The following is a 16,893-nucleotide window of genomic DNA, read 5'->3' as shown; positions in this document are numbered from 1 at the left end:
GGGACTCGAACCCCTGACCCCCTGCATGCCATGCAGGTGCGCTACCAGCTGCGCCACAGCCCCGAACTACTGCTGTTCTTCGATGTTTTCCCGGGTTTCCCCGAAGCAACTCAAATATCTTAGAACAGCAATTCCGAAAATTCCAAATCGGGTATATTCGCCCGGATGGTGCGGAACTATTCGCCCTCGGCCGTAACTGCAGCCTTAGCGGACGTGTCATCCCCGAGCTGGAGATCCACAACGGGGCAGTCCTTCCACAGGCGCTCCAGGGCGTAGAAAACACGGTCTTCCTCGTGCTGTACGTGGATGACGATGTCCGCGTAGTCCAGCAGGACCCAGCGGCCACCGGAGCGGCCTTCGCGACGCACGGGACGGAGGTCCTGCTTGGCGAGTTCCTCTTCGATGCCATCAACGATGGCGTTGACCTGGCGTTCGCTCGGTGCCGAGGCGATCAGGAACACATCGGCCAGCGCCAGGCGCTCACTGACGTCCAACGCCACGATGTCCTGGGCGATCTTGTCGGCGGCAGCCTTGGCGGCGGTACGGGCAATGCTGATGGATGATTCTGTAGCAGTCATGGGACTTCCTTGTTGTTATTAAAAGCTGTGATGTTCGGCGGAGCCGGTCAGCGGGACATGCCGCTGATGATCAGGACAATGCCCGAGACGAGTGCCACGATGCCAAAAACCAGGATGCAGAGTTGAAGCAGGCGGTTCCGCTGCGCCCGGCCGAGCCCAGCGGTGGCAGCGTCGAGGGGGTCCAGCCCATGCGCGGATGCGGCCGGGATGCGTGGCAGGTCCGCAAAGAGGTCGTCTGGAGAGCTTTCGGCTGGAACGCCTGGAACGGGGGCCGCAGCTTTCCGTGCGGCAGCTTCCGCCCGGGCAATCACCTGGGACGGGCTGGTGCCGGCGTCCGGGGCGGGCCGTCCGGCGCGCGGTCCGGGCGGGTTTTTACGGCCCGGTCCGGAGGCGACTTTGCTACCGGGCCGGGTGACCACTGGAACATGGGACGTGGCGGGGCGCTTCATGACCGGCCGGTCGAAGCCAGGTACTTCGACAAACTCCAGGGGTGTCACCATGGCCAGGTTATCTGCGGTGGACGGTGCCGGCTTGCTTGCCCCGGCCCGCCGGTTGACCGCGGCCGCCCGCTCAGCAAGTGCCACCTGCTCAGCCAGGACTGCGGGGTCCACGGCTTCGGGATCCGCGGTCTTAGGGTCCAGTGAAGCAATGTGCTCCATCTTGGCGATCTGGTTCCTGGCCTGCTCGGCAATCAGTGCCCGCGCAGCCAGTGCCTGTTCCACCGTCATGCCCTTGGGGCCAGGCGCGGTGCCCGGTGCGGCAGGGACAGCGGGCTTGGCAAGCTGGCCTGCGGAGGCCTGCTCCGGCGCCGGAACGATTGGAGTGGCAGCCGTAAGGGCCTGCTCCTTGAGCTGCTGCAGGCGGATTTGGCGGCGGGTGAGCGGACCGCCGTCGGCCTGCTGCCCGTCTGCAATTTCCTGCTCCTTCAGCGTGCGCAGGGCCGCACGGTCGCGGGCACGGATCTGGGAGGACCGCTGGGTGAACGTATCCTCCGGTGCGGCAACAGCAGGTTTGTTGGCGGCTCGCTTGGCAGGGGCAGGCTTGGCCGGATCCGGTTTAGCCTGTTCAGCCTTGGCGGCAACGGGCTTGGCCGCTTCAGGCTTCACCGCAGCGGGCTTGGCCGCTTCAGGCTTCACCGCAGCGGGCTTAGCCGCTTCAGGCTTGGCCGCTTCAGGCTTCACAGGAGCGGGCTTGGCCGGTTGCGGCTTGGCTGGTCCGGGTTTCGCTGCAGGAGCCTTTGATGAAGCGGCCGGGCCGGCCGGCTTGGCCGGGACGGGCTTCGCTGGAGCTGCCGCCGCAGGAACAGCCTTGGTGGGTGCCGGTTTCACCGGAACGGGCTTGGCCGCGGCGGGCCGCTTTGCCTGCGGTTGCCCGCCCTGGCCCTGCTTTACGGAAGGCGCCGCCGAGTCAGGCTGCTTGGTTTCGGCCTGTTTTGTGGCAGGCAGGGGCGCAGCATCCGGCTGGCCGGCAGCGGGAAGCTGGTCGACTTGCGCGGACACCTGTCCAGCTTCCCTTGCCTGGCGGAGTTCCCGGCGGCTACGGAAGGTTGGCTGTTCCTGACTCATTAGGGACTCATTCGGTACTGGCGGGTTCACGTGCTTCGGAAGTTGGATTGGTGACGGCGGTGCGCTCGTCCGCATACAGGCCGTACTTGGCGATGTACTGGACCACACCGTCAGGCACCAGGTACCACACGGGGTTGTTCCCCGCCACGCGGGTGCGGCAATCGGTGGAGGAAATCGCCATGGCCGGCACCTCAAGGAGGCTGACGTCCGTGCGGCCCATCCCGTCCAGGACGTGCCCGGGCCGGGTGACCCCCACAAAGTGGGCCAGCGACCACAGTTCGTCGATGTCCTTCCAGGACAGGATCTGCGCCAGGGCGTCCGCGCCCGTGATGAAGAAGAGGTCCGCATCCGGGCGCTGGGCCCGCAGGTCGCGGAGGGTATCGATGGTGTATGTGGGGCCGGGCCGCTCCACATCCACCCTGCTGACCGTGAACCGCGGGTTTGAAGCCGTGGCAATCACTGTCATCAGGTAGCGGTGCTCTGAATCACTGACCTGCTTGTGCGATTTCTGCCAGGGCTGCCCGGTGGGCACAAACACAACTTCATCAAGGTTAAACTGCGCAGCAACCTCGCTGGCAGCCACCAGGTGTCCGTGGTGGATGGGATCAAACGTCCCGCCCATAACGCCCAGCCGGAGCCTGCCCTTGGCTGCACCGCTGTGGTGGAGAACGCCGGAAATGTTAGTGGCCCTGCCCGTGATCGTGCTTGTTGGGGTGCTGGCGGTGCGGATCCGCGTGCTCCTCGGTGATGCTGTGGCGGTTGCCCAGGTTGGAGTAGGACAAGGTGATGAACATCAGCACCAGCAGGATGCCGAAAATGACCGCGCCGAAAACCCACGGCTCGGCCCACAGCGGAGCGAGTTCGTGCTCTTCGCCTTCTGCGGCAACTGACATGGCGATCTGCTGGAACAGCATTTTCTCCCCTAAGGCTCAAGGTTTTCGGGCAGCGGCAAACGCGCTGCTGCAGGCTTCTGGTCTATATTACCGCGTTGCTACCCGCGGACCTGGCCTTCGCCCTGGACGATCCATTTGGTGGTGGTCAGCTCCGTCAGTCCCATGGGGCCGCGGGCGTGCAGCTTTTGGGTAGAGATGCCCACTTCGGCCCCCAGGCCCAGTTCCCCGCCGTCGGTGAACCGGGTGGACGCGTTGACGATCACTGCGGCGGAGTCAATCTCAGCGATGAAGCGTTCGGCGTTGGCGAGGTCGTTGGTCAGGATGGCTTCGGTGTGGCCCGTGGACCACTTCCGGATATGGCTGACGGCGTCGTCAAGGGTGTCCACCATGGCGACGGCAAGGTCCAGGTCCATGTACTCCGTGCCCCAGTCCACGTCCGTGGCCGGAACGGACTCGATGGACGCGGGCAGGGCGGCGCGGATCCGCTCGTCGGCGTGCAGCCGGACCCCCGCGGCCTGCAGGGCAGCGGCGACGGCGGGCAGGACGGTGGAGCCAGAGTGCACCAGAAGCGTTTCCACGGTGTTGCAGACGCTGGGGCGCTGGGTCTTGGCGTTCAGCAGGATCTCCACTGCCATGTCCACGCCGGCGGACTCGTCGATGAAAATGTGGACGTTGCCCTCCCCCGTTTCGATGACGGGGACCGCGGAGTTGGTGACCACGGTCTGGATCAGCTCGCGGCCGCCGCGGGGAATCAGGACATCAACCCTGCCGCGGGCACGCATCAGCACCGTGGCCCCGGCGCGGCCGTACTGGTCCACGGTCTGGACGGCGTCGGCGGGCAGGCCCACGGATTCCAGGGCTTCGCGCAGCACCCGCACCAGGACGCCGTTGGTGGCTTCAGCAGCGCTGCCGCCCCGAAGGATCACGGCGTTGCCGCTTTTGAGCGCCAGGCCGGCGATGTCCACGGTGACGTTGGGACGGGCCTCGTAGATGGCCGCCACCACACCCATGGGAACGTTGACCTGGCGGAGCCGCAGCCCGTTGGGAAGGGTCTGGCCGCGGACCACGTTGCCTACGGGATCGGGCAGGCCGGCAAGGTTGTCCAGCGCGGACACCAGCCCGGCGATGCGGGTCCTGGTGAGGGTGAGCCGGTCGAGCATGGCTGCGGAGGTACCGTTGGTTTTGCCTGCCGCAACGTCGCGGGCGTTGGCGGCAAGGATGACGTCGGCGCTGTCCTGCAGGGCCTTGCCGATGGCCTCGAGGCCGCGGTCCTTCCACGCCCGGTTGGCCATGGCCATCCGGCGTGAGGCCTTGCGGGAGCGGTCAGCGATGGCATGCACTGCTGCCTCGACGTCAGCCGCGGACAGCGGGGCATCAACCGTCACCGGCGCGGCGGCCGGCGCCACGGCGTCCGCCGGGAAACCGGCGGCGGTGTTTTCGGAGGTGTCAGCAGCTGCGTGGGTCAGGGCCTCAGTCATCCTTCAAGTTTAGGCGAGGACGGGGCTTACACCAGCACCAGGTCGTCAACATGAACAACTTCCCGGTCATAGCCTGTGCCGAGCTCTTCCCCAAGGTCCCGGGTGGACCGGCCCAGCATGCGCGGCAGCTCAACGGCCGAGTAGTTCACCAGGCCGCGGGCCACGACAACGCCGTCGGCACCGGCGATCTCCACGGCGTCGCCGGCCTCGAAGTCGCCCTGCACAGCCGAGATGCCGGCCGGCAGCAAGGAGGTGTGGCGGTGGCGGACGGCCTGGACGGCGCCGTCGTCGAGGACCAGGCGGCCCTGGACGGAGGCCACATGGGCCAGCCACAGCAGCCTGACGGGTTTGCGCGCGCCGTTCACCGTGAACCAGGTGCCAACGTCCTCGCCGCGCAGCGCAGCGGCGGCGTTAGGTGTGGAGGTCACCAGGGTGTGGATCCCGGAGCCCGCAGCCATGCTGGCGGCTTCCACCTTGGTGAGCATCCCGCCAGTTCCCACCCCGGCCTTGCCGGCTTTGCCGATCGACACTGCCTCGAGGTCGCGCGGACCGGTGACCAGGGGAATCCGGGTGGCACCTTGGGCGGGCGGCCCGTCATAGAGGGAGTCGACGTCGGACAGCAGGACCAGCGCGTCCGCACGGACCAGGTGCGCCACGAGGGCGGCGAGCCGGTCGTTGTCACCGAACCGGATCTCGTGGGTGGCGACGGTGTCATTTTCGTTGACCACCGGAACCACGCCGAGGTTCAGCAGCCGGTTCAGGGCGCGGAAGGCGTTGGTGTGCTGGCTGCGCCGCATCAGGTCCTCTGCGGTCAGCAGCACCTGGCTGACAGTGACGCCGTGGGCGCCGAAGGCCTGGGTGTAGCGTGCCATCAGCAGGCCCTGGCCTACGCTTGCCGCGGCCTGCTGGGTGGCCAGGTCGCGGGGGCGTTTGGCCAGGCCAAGGGGCGCCAGGCCCGCCGCGATGGCGCCGGAGGAGACCAGGATGATCTCGGTGCCTGCATTGCGCTTGGCGGCCAGGGCGTCAGCGAGGGCCGTCAGGGACTGCTCGGAGATGCCGCCTTTGATGCTGGTGAGCGACGAGGAACCCACCTTGACCACGATCCGGCGGGCCTGGGCGAAGACACTTCGGTCCAGGGCCGCGCCGGGCAGGGCGCTACTGGTCATCGTCTGCGCCCAGTCCACTCTCCTTGAGGGGCTTCGCTACGCGGCGGCTGCTCACGGACTCGGTCCAGATGCCGGCCTTGCGCTCGGCCTCGAGTTCGGCCCTGGTGGCGGCCCTGGCGTCCTTGCGTTCCTGCTGCTCGTCGCGCTTCTGGCCGCGGGTGGGGCGGTCGCCGATGTCGGCGAAGCGGACGTCGGTGCCGCGCGGGGAGGCCAGGAGTTCCGCGCCGGCCATCATGGTGGGTTCCCAGTCGAAGACAACGCCGTCGTCCTCGCCGATGACCACCATGTCGCCGGGCTTGGCGCCCTGCTTGAACAGTTCGGTTTCGACGCCCAGCTTGGCCAGCCGGTCCGCGAGGTAGCCGATGGCTTCTTCGTTGGTGAAGTCGGTCTGCTTGACCCAGCGCACCGGCTTGTCGCCAATGACGCGGAACAGCGGCTCCAGGGCCTTTTCCTCCCGACGGATCTTGAAGCCGGATTCGTTGACGGCCCGGGGGCGGAGCACGGGCGGCTGCACCTTGGGCGGTGCAGCGGCCAGCGAGTCGCGGGCGGCCTTGACGATCTCAGCCATGGCGAAGCCCAGCTGGCGCAGGCCCTCGTGGCTCGTGGCGGAGATTTCGAAGACGCGGTAGCCGCGGGATTCCAGCTCGGGGCGGACGAATTCGGCCATGTCCTTGCCGTCGGGGAGGTCCACCTTGTTCAGTGCCACCAGCCGGGGACGGTGGTTCAGGGGCACAACTTCGCCGTCCTGGCCGGCGTAGCTCATGTCCACAGCGTACTTTTCGAGCTCGGCTTCGATGACGGCGAGGTCGGAGAGCGGGTCGCGGTCCGATTCGAGGGTGCCGCAGTCCAGGACGTGCACCAGGGCAGCGCAACGCTCCACGTGGCGCAGGAAGTGGTGGCCAAGGCCCTTGCCTTCGGACGCGCCTTCGATCAGGCCGGGAACGTCGGCGATGGTGAAGCGGACTTCGCCGGCCTGGACCACACCGAGGTTGGGGATCAGGGTGGTGAACGGGTAGTCGGCGATCTTGGGCCGGGCGGCTGACATCGCGGCGATGAGGCTGGACTTGCCGGCGGACGGGAAGCCCACCAAGGCGATATCGGCAATGGATTTCAGTTCCAGGACAACGTCGCTGGATTCGCCTTCAATGCCGAGCAGGGCGAAGCCCGGTGCGCGGCGTTTCTGGGAGGACAGGGCTGCGTTGCCCAGGCCGCCCAGGCCGCCTGCGGCGGCAACGTATTCGGTTCCTTCGCCAACGAGGTCGGCCAGGACGGTGCCGTCCTTGGACTTGACCACGGTGCCGTCGGGAACCGGGAGGATCAGGGTTTCGCCGTTCTTGCCGCCGCGCCAGTCGCCCATGCCGGGTCCACCGTTGGTGGCGTGCCGGTGCGGTGCGTGGTGGTAGTCCAGCAGCGTCGTGGTCTGGTGGTCGACGCGGAGGATGACGTTGCCGCCGTCGCCGCCGTTGCCGCCGTCGGGCCCGCCCAGGGGCTTGAACTTCTCGCGGTGGACGGAAACACACCCGTGGCCGCCGGTACCGCCGGATACGTGCAGTACTACCCGGTCTACAAAGCTGGCCACGTGGATCTCCTCAGTGCTGTTTCCTGGCAGCCTGTGGGCGCCAAAACGATTGTAATGCGGTTAAAAGAACAGTGGAGCGGACCATCAGGCCCGCTCCACCGCTTCAGAACTTGGTGTTACTCTGCAGCTGCAGCAGCAACGATGTTGACGACGCGACGACCGCGGCGGGTGCCGAATTCAACGGCTCCCGGGGTCAGCGCGAACAAGGTGTCGTCGCCGCCGCGGCCTACGCCGGCACCCGGGTGGAAGTGGGTGCCGCGCTGGCGGACGATGATCTCGCCGGCCGAAACAACCTGGCCACCGAAGCGCTTGACGCCCAGGTACTGAGCGTTTGAATCACGGCCGTTGCGAGTGGAGCTCGCGCCCTTTTTATGTGCCATCTGTAATGCCTGCCTCTAAATTCTGGGGAATCTGCTGAAAAACCGAAACGGAAACCGGGTGGTTACTTGATGCCAGTGATCTTGACCTTGGTCAGTTCCTGACGGTGACCCTGGCGCTTCTTGTACCCGGTCTTGTTCTTGAACTTCTGGATGACAATCTTCGGACCACGGAGGTCCTGAAGGATCTCAGCCGTTACGGTCACCTTGGCCAGGTCAGCAGCAGCGGTGGTGATCTTGTCACCATCCACCAGGAGCAGCGCGGGCAGCTCAATGGTGCTGCCAGCTCCACCGGCGACGCGGTTCAGGGTAACGAAGTCTCCAACGGAAACCTTCTCTTGCCGGCCGCCTGCGCGGACAATCGCGTACACCACTTGGGAACTCACTTCTCTCGACGTTTATTACTAAATTTGCGTGCGGAATCCAACTCGTAAATGGCTGGTTTCTCGCTGTGCCTCAACGCCGTGGGGTCATAACCCAAGTGTTGGCGTAAGCACCGAAGATCAAGAATACGCTAATTCCGTCGTCGGCTGCAAATGAGGCTGGCAGCGGCGGGTCGCCTGTGATAGCAACCACAGGCATGTACCGGCGCGGTACCGTGCCCCACCATAGTACCGGTACCGGAGCCGGCCCGCGTTCAGGAGTGCAGCCGCGGCGCGTCGAAGAATTCCACTTCAAGCCGGCAGGAGTGCCGGAAGGCGTCCACCATGGCTGCCCGCCCGGCTTCGGAGGAGTTGCGGGCGGCTTCATCAACAATGCCGATCGCCCGCCTGGTTGCCGCAGCAAAGTCCTCGTCGGCGTACGTCCGCAGCCAGGCCGCGTAGGGGTGCCCCGCCGGCTCCCCCGCCGCGACGAACTGTGCATGGAGCGTCCGGCCGACTTCCGCGTAGAGCCAGAAGCACGGCAGGACCGCGGCGGCCAGCACCGCGTAACCGCCCGACGCCGAGGCCGCGGCCAGGTGGTCGACGTAGGACTTGGTGACGGGGCCAAGGTCCGGCTGGATGGTCCGCGACGCCAGCCAGGTCCGGTGCAGCTCCGACTCGACCTCAAGGCATTGCTGCGCGGAGCCCGCCCAGAACAGCTGTTCGGCTTCGGTGGGTGCCAAGGCGCTGGCGCGGGCCAGGACCCGCGAGTAGCCGTTAAGGTACAGCGCATCCTGGGAGAGGTAGTAAGCGAACTCACGCTCCGGGAGCGTGCCGGAGACCAGGCCCTTGATGAACGGCAGTTCGTAGATGGCCGCCAGGTCCGCGGCGGCTTCCTTCCACAGCAGCGCCTCGAACCGGCCGGGCGCCGGGACGGCCGTGAGGTGGTGGAAGTGGTGGACCGGTCCGTTGCCGGCGCCGACACCCAGCCGGTCCGACGCCGAAAGGGCACCGGCCAGCCACGGCTTAACTTCGCGCAGCGCGGCTTCCCAGTCCCCCAGCCGCGCCTGCACCGTGGCCATGGCAGAGGACAGCGAGCACCCGGTGCCGTGGCTGTTCCGGGTATCCACCCTCGCGCCCGGCACTTCCACCACCTCGGGGCCAAGCAGGCCCGCCGTGTTCACCAGCGCGTCAGGGCAGCCCGGTCCCTGCAGGTGGCCGCCTTTGACCAGGATGGTGGCCCCGGTAGCGAGGGCCAGGAGCCTTCCCTGGTCCAGTGCCCCCGCCCAGGTCTGTTGGACGTCGCCGTCCACCAGGACAGCAAGTTCGGCCAGGTTGGGGGTGATCAGGTGCGCCAGCGGCAGCAGTTCCCGCAGCGCTGTCTCCGCCGGAGCCTGCAGCAGCCTGTCGCCGCTGGTGGCCACCATAACGGGATCAAGGACCACAACGGCGGGCCGCACCTCCTCGAGCCAGGTGCGGACGGTGCGGATGGAGTCAGCATCGCCCAGCATGCCGATTTTGACGGCGTCGATGGTGATGTCCGCGCTGACAGCTTCAAGCTGCCGGGCCAGGAAGTCCGCCGGCGGGATATGGACAGCCTGCACCCCCAGGGTGTTTTGCGCCGTGAGGGCCGTAATGGCGGCCATTCCATAGCCACCGTGCGCAGCGATGCTTTTAAGGTCCGCCTGCACCCCTGCCCCACCGGACGGGTCGGAACCGGCGATGGAGAGCACCCGGGGAATGTCCCGGCGAATGGCTTCGGAGGTGTCCGCAGCAGGCGTGGTGGCAGCAGCAGGTGTGGCTGCGCCAGGCGCGGTAAGGGTCGAAGACAAGAGACATCCCTTCGCCGGTGCTAACCGGACAGGTTCAACGGGTGTGGATCTCAGCCGGCCCTGTGCGCGGCACCCCGTGTCGGTCCCCAGCCTAGCTGTTCCACCACCGGTGCGGGAAAGTCGCTGCCTGTCTTAAAACGCCGGAGGCCCGGAACCGGCACTGATGTGCGGTTCCGGGCCTCCGATGCAGGTGGGACAGTGCCCCTGGTCCCTAGAGCTCCGACGCCGGAACGCCCACACCCAGGATGATGGGTGCAGCGGCCGGTGCCTTGGCGGCGGCAGCCGCCGCGGGCTCCGGTGCCTTTGCGGAATGGGTGTGCGCAGGGGTGGCCGACGGCGCACTCTGGTGCTGCTGCACCGAGGTTTCGTTGGCTGCGCCCTGGGCACGGCTGGCACTGCGGTTGCGGCGCGGCCGGCGCTGCGTTGACTGCTCCAGCGTGTGGTCTGAGTAGTCCTTTTCCGGGGCTGCGGCGGGCGCAGCAACGGGGACTGCATCCGGCGCAGCTGCAACGGGTGCTGCCGCTGCGGGAGCAGCTGCAGGTGCCGTCAGCGGTTCGCCGAGGTGCGCGAAGGCTTCGGCCAGGCGGTCCAGCGTGAGCGCCGGCTGCGACTGCTGGTCACCGGCGTGCTCAACAAACGGAAGGACAACTTCCTCTCCCCCGAAGGTCAGCACCGCCCCGGGGCGTGCGGGAGCGTCGGCGTCGTGCGAACCGGCGTCCACGGGCGTGGCGGGTACCTGCCTGGCGGCGGCGATTTCGTCGTCGTGCAGGTGCGCGGCGTGCGCGGCTGCTGCGATGTTCGCCAGGGCCAGCCGGGTGGCTTCAGCCTTGGCGTGCCGCTCCGGGTCCACGGGTTCCGGGTGCACGGTGTGCGCCTGGACCGGGGCTGCCGGCGCCAGCTCGGGCTGCTGGCCGCCACGGCCGCGGCGGCGCTTGCGCTCCGGGCGTGTGCCCTGCTGGTTGTTGTCAACGCGTTCGGGGCGGGGCTCCGGGCTGCGGAAATCGTTGGGACGGTGTTCCTGCCGGGTGTCGGCGCGCTGGACGTGGTGCTCGGCTGCCACAATCGTGGCGCGGCGGTGCTCCACCGGGTCGTCGTGGGTGACCACACCGCGCCCGGCGCAGGCCTCGCACTGCTCGCCGAAGACTTCCAGGAGCCCGGTGCCCATGCGTTTGCGGGTCATCTGGACCAGGCCCAGCGAGGTCACTTCGGCCACTTGGTGCTTGGTCCGGTCCCGGCCCAGGCATTCCACCATGCGGCGCAGCACCAGGTCACGGTTGGATTCCAGGACCATGTCGATGAAGTCGATGACGATGATGCCGCCGATGTCACGGAGCCGGAGCTGGCGGACCACTTCCTCGGCAGCTTCCAGGTTGTTCTTCGTGACGGTCTCTTCGAGGTTGCCGCCGCTGCCGGTGAACTTGCCGGTGTTGACATCCACCACGGTCATGGCTTCGGTGCGGTCGATCACCAGGGAACCGCCGGAGGGCAGGAAAACCTTGCGCTCCAGGGCCTTGTGGATCTGCTCGTCGATGCGCCAGGCAGCGAAGATGTCCTGGTCCTTGGTCCACTTTTCCAACCGGCCCACCAGGTCCGGGGCAACGTAGGTCACGTACGCCTCGATGGTGTCCCAGGCTTCCTCGCCGGAGACGATCAGCTTGGAGAAGTCCTCGTTGAAAACGTCGCGGACCACCTTGATGGTGAGGTCCGGTTCGCCGTACAGCAGTTCCGGGGCGAGGATCTTGGTGGAGGTGGACTGGCTTTCGATGCCTTCCCACTGGGCGCGCAGCCGGTTGATGTCGTGCGTCAGCTCCTCCTCGGAGGCACCTTCGGCTGCGGTGCGGACGATGACACCGGCGTGCTCCGGCAGTCGGTCCTTAAGGATCCGCTTGAGGCGGTTGCGTTCGACGTCGGGCAGCTTGCGGGAGATACCGGTCATGGAACCGCCGGGGACGTACACCAGGTAACGGCCCGGCAGGGAAATCTGGCTGGTGAGGCGGGCACCCTTGTGGCCCACGGGGTCCTTGGTCACCTGGACCAGGACGGTGTCGCCGGACTTGAGGGCGTTCTCGATGCGGCGCTGCTTGCCTTCAAGGTTGACGGCGTCCCAGTTGACCTCGCCGGCGTACAGGACGGCATTGCGGCCGCGTCCGATGTCCACAAAAGCGGCTTCCATGGAGGGCAGGACGTTCTGGACCTTGCCCAGGTAGACGTTGCCGATCAGGGAATCCTGCTGGGTCTTGGACACAAAGTGCTCGGCCAGGACACCGTCCTCGAGGACCGCGATCTGGATTCTGTCGTCGCGCTGGCGGACGATCATCTGACGGTCCACCGATTCACGGCGGGCCAGGAACTCAGCCTCCGTGATCACGGTACGGCGGCGGCCGGTGTCGCGGGATTCGCGGCGGCGCTGCTTCTTGGCCTCCAGGCGGGTGGAGCCCTTAACGCTCGTCACCCGGTTGTTGACCACGGGCTCGCTGGCTGCACGGGGGGCGCGGACGCGGGTCACCGTGTTGGGCGGGTCGTCATCGCCGCCTCCGGTCAGTTCCAGGTCCTGGTCGCCGCGGCGGCGGCGCCGGCGACGGCGGGAGGTCACGCCGTCGTCCAGCTGGCCGGCCGCGTCGGAATCGTCTTCGTCCTGCTCATCGGAGCCGGCATCGTCACCGTCGCCGGTGTCGGTGGCGTCGCGGTCCAGGCGGCTGCGTCCCCGGCGGCCGCGGCTGCGGCGCCGGCGGCGGCTGGCGGAATCGTCCTGGTCGCCGTCCTCGGCGTCGTCCTCATCCGGCTCTTCAACGGCAGCAGCGGGGCGCACCACCGTGGTGAGGTCCGGGGCCTGGAAAAGAACGGAGGAACCGGCGCCGGGCTCCATAAACAGGGAACCGAAGGCGGACAGCGATGCCGTGGCGGAATCGTCGGAGCCCTGCGCAGCGGGGGCTTCGAGAGGGGTGCTGAGGGGCGTTTCGTCGGGAGCCTGTGCGTCGGCTGCCGGAACCGGCCCGGCCGAGACGTGCGCGTTCAGGGCTTCTTCGGCGACCTCGGGAGCCTCGAGGGTGGGCTCCGCGAGGACGGGCTCCGCCACAACCGGCTCCGCTATGGCCGGAGCTGCTGCCGCGGGGGCGACGGATTCGGTGGCCGGGGCCTGCGCGGCCGGCTCGGTGGCTGGTGCGGAAGTCTTCCGGGTGGCTACCCGGCGGCGGCGCACCGGCTTGGTTTCCGGTTCCGCCTCCGTCGCGGCAGGCGCCGGCTCAGCTGCGGCGGCTGGTGCGGCTGCGGGGATGTCTGCCAGCGGGGCGGCGTCCTCGGCGAAGGCCGGCAGCGGCTCGGCTGCCTCGGGCTTCTTGCGGGCGCGGGTCCGGCGGACCGGAGCCTTGGTTTCCGCTGCGGCCGGCGTGTCGGAACCCGGGGCGGCCGTTGTGGCACCTTCTTCGGCTCCTGCAGTGCCGGCGTCGGCGGTGTCTGCCGCGGCCTTGGGGGCAACCTTGCGGCGGGTCCGGGTTGCTTTCTTCGGCGCTGTGGCGGCTTCGCCTGCCGCAGCATCTTCAGTAACGGCTGAAACCTGTTCATTTTCCATATGTGGCAACTCCTGCCCCTGACGTACCGCCACATCCGGCACCCATTGGGGCATATATTGTCAAAACCCGCGGGCGTTGACAGAAGTCAAGTGGATACCTCCAGGTTCGCACCGGCGTTGGGGTGCGGCAGCCCGTGGAGGCCGGCGGGATGTTCTGAAAACCCGTTGCTCTCCTCGAGACAACCAGGTGCCGCTCAATGGCGTCGCGGGAACCTGGTCCGGAAGCACCGAACCGTACCCTGCGCATCATTGGCGGTCTTGGGAACAAGCCACCGGACCGGAGTGCCGAATGTGGATCGGCTTCCAGCCATGACCATTCTCTCATACGCCGGGTAAATCATGGCGGAGGCCGGTCCGTCCGTCCGCCGGACCTGAAGGGGCCTGCCAGCAGGCGGCGTTACAATCGGGCAAGGAGCACCCCCACGAAAAGGACGCATACCGATGCCCAGCATTTCACCACTCAGCGGCGGTCAGGCCACAGACCGGGATCCGGACCGCAAACCCGGCCGCACCCCGTCGGTGCCCACCATGACCCGCGACCGGCCGTTCGCGTGGCTGCTGGTCATCACCGGCGCCATCGGCTGGCTGGCATCAGGGACCCTGGTCCTGGAGAAGCTGGCGGTCCTGCAGGATCCCAACCACACCACGGTGTGCGATGTTAACCCGTGGATTTCCTGCGGCCAGGTCATGACCACGTGGCAAAGCTCGCTGTTCGGCTTCCCCAACATGTTCATTGGTATCGTCGCCTTCGCCGTGATCATCACCACGGGCATGGGGCTGCTGTCCGGGGCGAAATTCTCCCGCTGGTACTGGCTGGGCCTGCAGGCAGGCGTCACCCTGGGCTTCGCGTTTGTGGTGTGGCTCTGGTCCCAGGCCCTGTACGACATCCACATCCTGTGCCCGCTGTGCATGATCGTGTGGGCTGCCATGATCCCGCTGACCGTCTGGGTCACCGCCAGGAACGTCACGCACGCTGTGATCCGCCTGCCCGCGGGCGCCGCACGGATCCTGGGTGAGTCCGGCTGGATCATCACCGCCCTGCTGTACGTGGCGGTTGCCGCCACCATCTTCTTCGCCTTCATCCAGGTGTTCGCCGGAACCTCAGGCTACTAGCCCGGCGTTCACCCACCGCACCCGTCCTCTCCTGCGCGAGATGACACTTAAGGCCAATGTTCCTCGGGAACATTGGCCTTAAGTGTCATCTCGCGGGACGGGCAGGTGGGGACTTAGAACCAGATCGCGATTTCCCGCTCGGCTGACTCGGGCGAATCGGAGCCGTGCACCAGGTTCTGCTGGACCTTCAGGCCCCAGTCCCGGCCGAAGTCGCCACGGATGGTGCCGGGGGCCGCGGTGGTGGGATCGGTGGTGCCCGCCAGTGAGCGGAAGCCCTCAATGACGCGGTGGCCTTCGAAGATGGCCGCCACAACGGGGCCGCTGAGCATAAATTCCACGAGCGGCTCGTAGAAGGGCTTGCCCACGTGCTCCTCATAGTGCTGCTCCAGGAGTTCGCGGGTGGCTTCGACCTTCTTCAGCTCCAGCAGGGTGTATCCCTTGGCTTCGATCCGGGCCAGGACGGCGCCGGTCAGGTTACGGGCGACGCCGTCGGGCTTGATCAGGACGAGGGTGCGCTCTGTAGTCACAACTGCTCCAATGCGTTGGTGGGGGTTTCGGGATAAGTCTACGGGGACTGCGGCGGGCTGGATCCGGCGGCCTGGTCCGGGTGGGCTGTTTCCCATTCGGCCTGGTCGCGCGCCCGTTGGGCTGCTTCCCGGTCCAGCCGGGTGCCGGTCCGGATCCCGTACCACCAGGCAAGCGCAAAGAGCACGCCTACCAGGAACATGGCGGGCTCGAAGATTCCCGTCAGGATCAGGACCAGCTGGAGGACCCAGCCCAATCCGATGCCCCAGGGTTTGCGCAGGACAGCGCAGGCCAGGATCATCACCACGCTCAGGCCGATGCCCACGCCCAGGATGAGGCCGGGGGCGAACTCCGCCCGCCGCAGGCCGAATACGGCCAGGGTGGCGAAGAACATCACAAACGCTTCCAGGAGCAGGACCGTGGAAGCGAACATCACCTTGGTGGACCGGCGTTTTTTGGGCATGCCCGGGCGCCAGTCGCGCTGCGCCTTGGTCAGCTTGGCCACCGCTAAGCCTCCGTCTTCCCGAGCAGGATCCGCGCTTCAGCCACCAACGTGATGGAGCCGGTCACCAGGACGGCGCCGGACAGGTCATCGTTGGCTTCGGCGCGTTCGACTGCCCATTCGATGGCGTCGTCCAGCTTTTCGGCCACATGCACGTTGTCTTCACCGAAGCCCATTTCGATGGCCAGCTCGGCGAGTTCGGCTGCGGGAACCGCACGCGGGGAGTTTGATTGCGTGAAGCAGAATTCCTCGGCTTCCCCGCCCAGGGACTCCTTGAGCTGGCGGAGGATCTCCTCGGCGTCCTTTTCCTTGAGCACACCCACCACCGGAACCAGCCGGGTGAAGGTGAAGGCTTCCTGGATGGCAGCGGCGGACGCCTTGATGCCGTCCGGGTTGTGCGCAGCGTCCACGATGATGGTGGGCGCGGTGCGCACCACTTCCAGCCGGCCCGGCGACGTGACAGCGGCGAAGCCTTCCTGCAGGACCTCGAAGTCGAGCTCCTTTTCCCCGCCGAAGAACGCCTCCAGCGCGGCGACGGCCACCGCTGCGTTCTGCGCCTGGTGCGCCCCGTGCAGCGGGACCAGCAGGTCCGGGTACCGGCCGGCGATGCCCTGGACGGTGACCATCTGGCCGCCCACAGCAACGGTGCGGTCCTCAACGCCGAACTCCACGCCCTCGAACCGGAACGGAACGCCGGTGTCGCGGGCCTTTTCCAGCAGGACCTGGGCTGCGTCCAACGGCTGGGCGGCGCTGATGAGGTAGCCGTTGGGCTTGATGATGCCGGCCTTTTCCAGGGCGATGTCGCCGGTGGTGTCGCCCAGCAGGTCGGTGTGGTCCAGTGAGATCGGCGTGATCACGGCGACCTGGCCGTCGCCCACGTTCGTGGCGTCGGTAATGCCGCCCAGGCCAACTTCGATGACGGCCACGTTGACGGGCTGGTCGGCGAAGATGGCGAAGCCCAGGATGGTGAGGCATTCGAAGTAGGTCAACCGCGGCTGGTTGTCTGCTTCCAACTCGGCGTCCACGATTTCCAGGTACGGCCTGATTTCGTCCCAGATCCGGACGAAGGTCTCATCGGGGACGGGGTGCCCGTCGATACTGATCCGTTCGGTGACCTTGGTCAGATGGGGGCTGGTGTAGCGGCCGGTGCTCAGGCCGTGGGCCCGCAGCACGGATTCGATCATCCGCGCCGTGGAGGTTTTGCCGTTGGTGCCGGTCACATGGATGATCGGGTACGCCTTATTGGGCTCCCCCAGGACGTCCATGGCCCGGAACAGCGGCGCAAGCCGGGGTTCCATCTTGTTCTCGGGCGCACGGCCCAGCAGTTCGGCGTAAACGCTCTCTACGGAAAATTC

General features: G+C 67.1%; 15 protein-coding genes and 1 riboswitch. Of the genes, 1 reads left to right on the top strand and 14 read right to left on the bottom strand.

All coding sequences use genetic code 11. The features are described from left to right. Window positions 1-176 precede the first annotated feature (176 nt). From rsfS to ASF72_RS07540, 11 genes are all read right to left on the bottom strand, one after another. A complete protein-coding gene (gene rsfS / locus ASF72_RS07590; RefSeq protein WP_056597818.1) occupies window positions 177-578 on the bottom strand; it encodes a ribosome silencing factor in 402 nt (133 codons plus the stop codon). A 47-nt stretch (window positions 579-625) separates the two neighbouring features. After that, window positions 626-2,077: a hypothetical protein gene (locus ASF72_RS07585; RefSeq protein ID WP_327019592.1), complete on the bottom strand. Its 1,452-nt coding sequence runs from the start codon at window positions 2,075-2,077 to the stop codon at window positions 626-628. Between the two features lie 73 nt (window positions 2,078-2,150). Then, a complete protein-coding gene (gene nadD, locus ASF72_RS07580) occupies window positions 2,151-2,765 on the bottom strand; it encodes a nicotinate-nucleotide adenylyltransferase (protein WP_050686654.1) in 615 nt (204 codons plus the stop codon). Window positions 2,766-2,823: 58 nt separating this feature from the next. Continuing rightward, complete coding sequence (locus ASF72_RS07575) at window positions 2,824-3,057, bottom strand: hypothetical protein (protein ID WP_050686656.1); 234 nt, start codon at window positions 3,055-3,057, stop codon at window positions 2,824-2,826. 77 nt (window positions 3,058-3,134) lie between these two features. Then, on the bottom strand, window positions 3,135-4,514 hold the full coding sequence (locus ASF72_RS07570; protein WP_056597817.1) for a glutamate-5-semialdehyde dehydrogenase: 1,380 nt from the start codon (window positions 4,512-4,514) through the stop codon (window positions 3,135-3,137). Between the two features lie 26 nt (window positions 4,515-4,540). Continuing rightward, on the bottom strand, window positions 4,541-5,680 hold the full coding sequence (proB, locus tag ASF72_RS07565; protein WP_050686660.1) for a glutamate 5-kinase: 1,140 nt from the start codon (window positions 5,678-5,680) through the stop codon (window positions 4,541-4,543). Beyond that, the gene (gene obgE, locus ASF72_RS07560) at window positions 5,670-7,259 is read right to left on the bottom strand and encodes a GTPase ObgE (RefSeq protein ID WP_050686662.1); all 1,590 of its coding nucleotides are present in this window, start codon (window positions 7,257-7,259) and stop codon (window positions 5,670-5,672) included. Before obgE ends, proB begins: the two co-directional genes overlap by 11 nt. 116 nt (window positions 7,260-7,375) lie before the next feature. Further along, entirely contained in the window at window positions 7,376-7,639 is a 264-nt protein-coding gene (rpmA, locus tag ASF72_RS20005) for a 50S ribosomal protein L27 (RefSeq protein WP_009372867.1), read from the bottom strand. 62 nt (window positions 7,640-7,701) lie between these two features. After that, window positions 7,702-8,010 (bottom strand): 50S ribosomal protein L21, encoded by a 309-nt coding sequence (gene rplU, locus ASF72_RS07550; RefSeq protein WP_015937330.1) that lies wholly within the window; start codon window positions 8,008-8,010, stop codon window positions 7,702-7,704. Window positions 8,011-8,273: 263 nt separating this feature from the next. After that, window positions 8,274-9,830 carry a bifunctional hydroxymethylpyrimidine kinase/phosphomethylpyrimidine kinase gene (gene thiD / locus ASF72_RS07545; RefSeq protein WP_082484114.1) on the bottom strand — a complete coding sequence of 519 codons (1,557 nt, stop codon included), beginning with the start codon at window positions 9,828-9,830 and terminating at the stop codon, window positions 8,274-8,276. Beyond that, a riboswitch (TPP riboswitch) is annotated at window positions 9,820-9,917 on the bottom strand. (Overlaps the previous gene by 11 nt.) Before the next feature lie 124 nt (window positions 9,918-10,041). Further along, the gene (locus ASF72_RS07540; RefSeq protein ID WP_056597813.1) at window positions 10,042-13,398 is read right to left on the bottom strand and encodes an Rne/Rng family ribonuclease; all 3,357 of its coding nucleotides are present in this window, start codon (window positions 13,396-13,398) and stop codon (window positions 10,042-10,044) included. 441 nt (window positions 13,399-13,839) lie between these two features. Here ASF72_RS07540 and ASF72_RS07535 point away from each other — a divergent pair, with 441 nt between their 5' ends. Further along, window positions 13,840-14,511: a vitamin K epoxide reductase family protein gene (locus ASF72_RS07535; protein ID WP_056597812.1), complete on the top strand. Its 672-nt coding sequence runs from the start codon at window positions 13,840-13,842 to the stop codon at window positions 14,509-14,511. Between the two features lie 113 nt (window positions 14,512-14,624). Here the strand turns inward: ASF72_RS07535 and ndk are convergent, their stop codons facing one another. The 3 genes from ndk to ASF72_RS07520 form a co-directional block, all read right to left on the bottom strand. Continuing rightward, on the bottom strand, window positions 14,625-15,038 hold the full coding sequence (gene ndk / locus ASF72_RS07530; protein WP_050684718.1) for a nucleoside-diphosphate kinase: 414 nt from the start codon (window positions 15,036-15,038) through the stop codon (window positions 14,625-14,627). 38 nt (window positions 15,039-15,076) lie between these two features. Continuing rightward, window positions 15,077-15,541, bottom strand: coding sequence for a DUF4233 domain-containing protein (locus ASF72_RS07525; protein ID WP_050684719.1), 465 nt, complete (start codon window positions 15,539-15,541; stop codon window positions 15,077-15,079). Window positions 15,542-15,543: 2 nt separating this feature from the next. Continuing rightward, on the bottom strand, window positions 15,544-16,893 hold a 1,350-nt coding region (locus ASF72_RS07520), incomplete at its 5' end, for a bifunctional folylpolyglutamate synthase/dihydrofolate synthase (protein ID WP_056597847.1).

The organism is Arthrobacter sp. Leaf141, from assembly GCF_001424565.1.
Taxonomy (GTDB): domain Bacteria; phylum Actinomycetota; class Actinomycetes; order Actinomycetales; family Micrococcaceae; genus Arthrobacter.
This window is presented reverse-complemented; position numbering and strand designations above follow the sequence as displayed.

Excerpts from the sequence above, each read along its gene's own strand:
- rsfS (WP_056597818.1), bottom strand. The coding sequence starts at position 578 with ATGACTGCTACAGAATCATCCATCAGCATTGCCCGTACCGCCGCCAAG.
- nadD (WP_050686654.1), bottom strand. The coding sequence starts at position 2,765 with ATGGGCGGGACGTTTGATCCCATCCACCACGGACACCTGGTGGCTGCC.
- ASF72_RS07575 (WP_050686656.1), bottom strand. The coding sequence starts at position 3,057 with ATGCTGTTCCAGCAGATCGCCATGTCAGTTGCCGCAGAAGGCGAAGAG.
- ASF72_RS07570 (WP_056597817.1), bottom strand. The coding sequence starts at position 4,514 with ATGACTGAGGCCCTGACCCACGCAGCTGCTGACACCTCCGAAAACACC.
- proB (WP_050686660.1), bottom strand. The coding sequence starts at position 5,680 with ATGACCAGTAGCGCCCTGCCCGGCGCGGCCCTGGACCGAAGTGTCTTC.
- rpmA (WP_009372867.1), bottom strand. The coding sequence starts at position 7,639 with ATGGCACATAAAAAGGGCGCGAGCTCCACTCGCAACGGCCGTGATTCA.
- ASF72_RS07540 (WP_056597813.1), bottom strand. The coding sequence starts at position 13,398 with ATGGAAAATGAACAGGTTTCAGCCGTTACTGAAGATGCTGCGGCAGGC.
- ASF72_RS07535 (WP_056597812.1), top strand. The coding sequence starts at position 13,840 with ATGCCCAGCATTTCACCACTCAGCGGCGGTCAGGCCACAGACCGGGAT.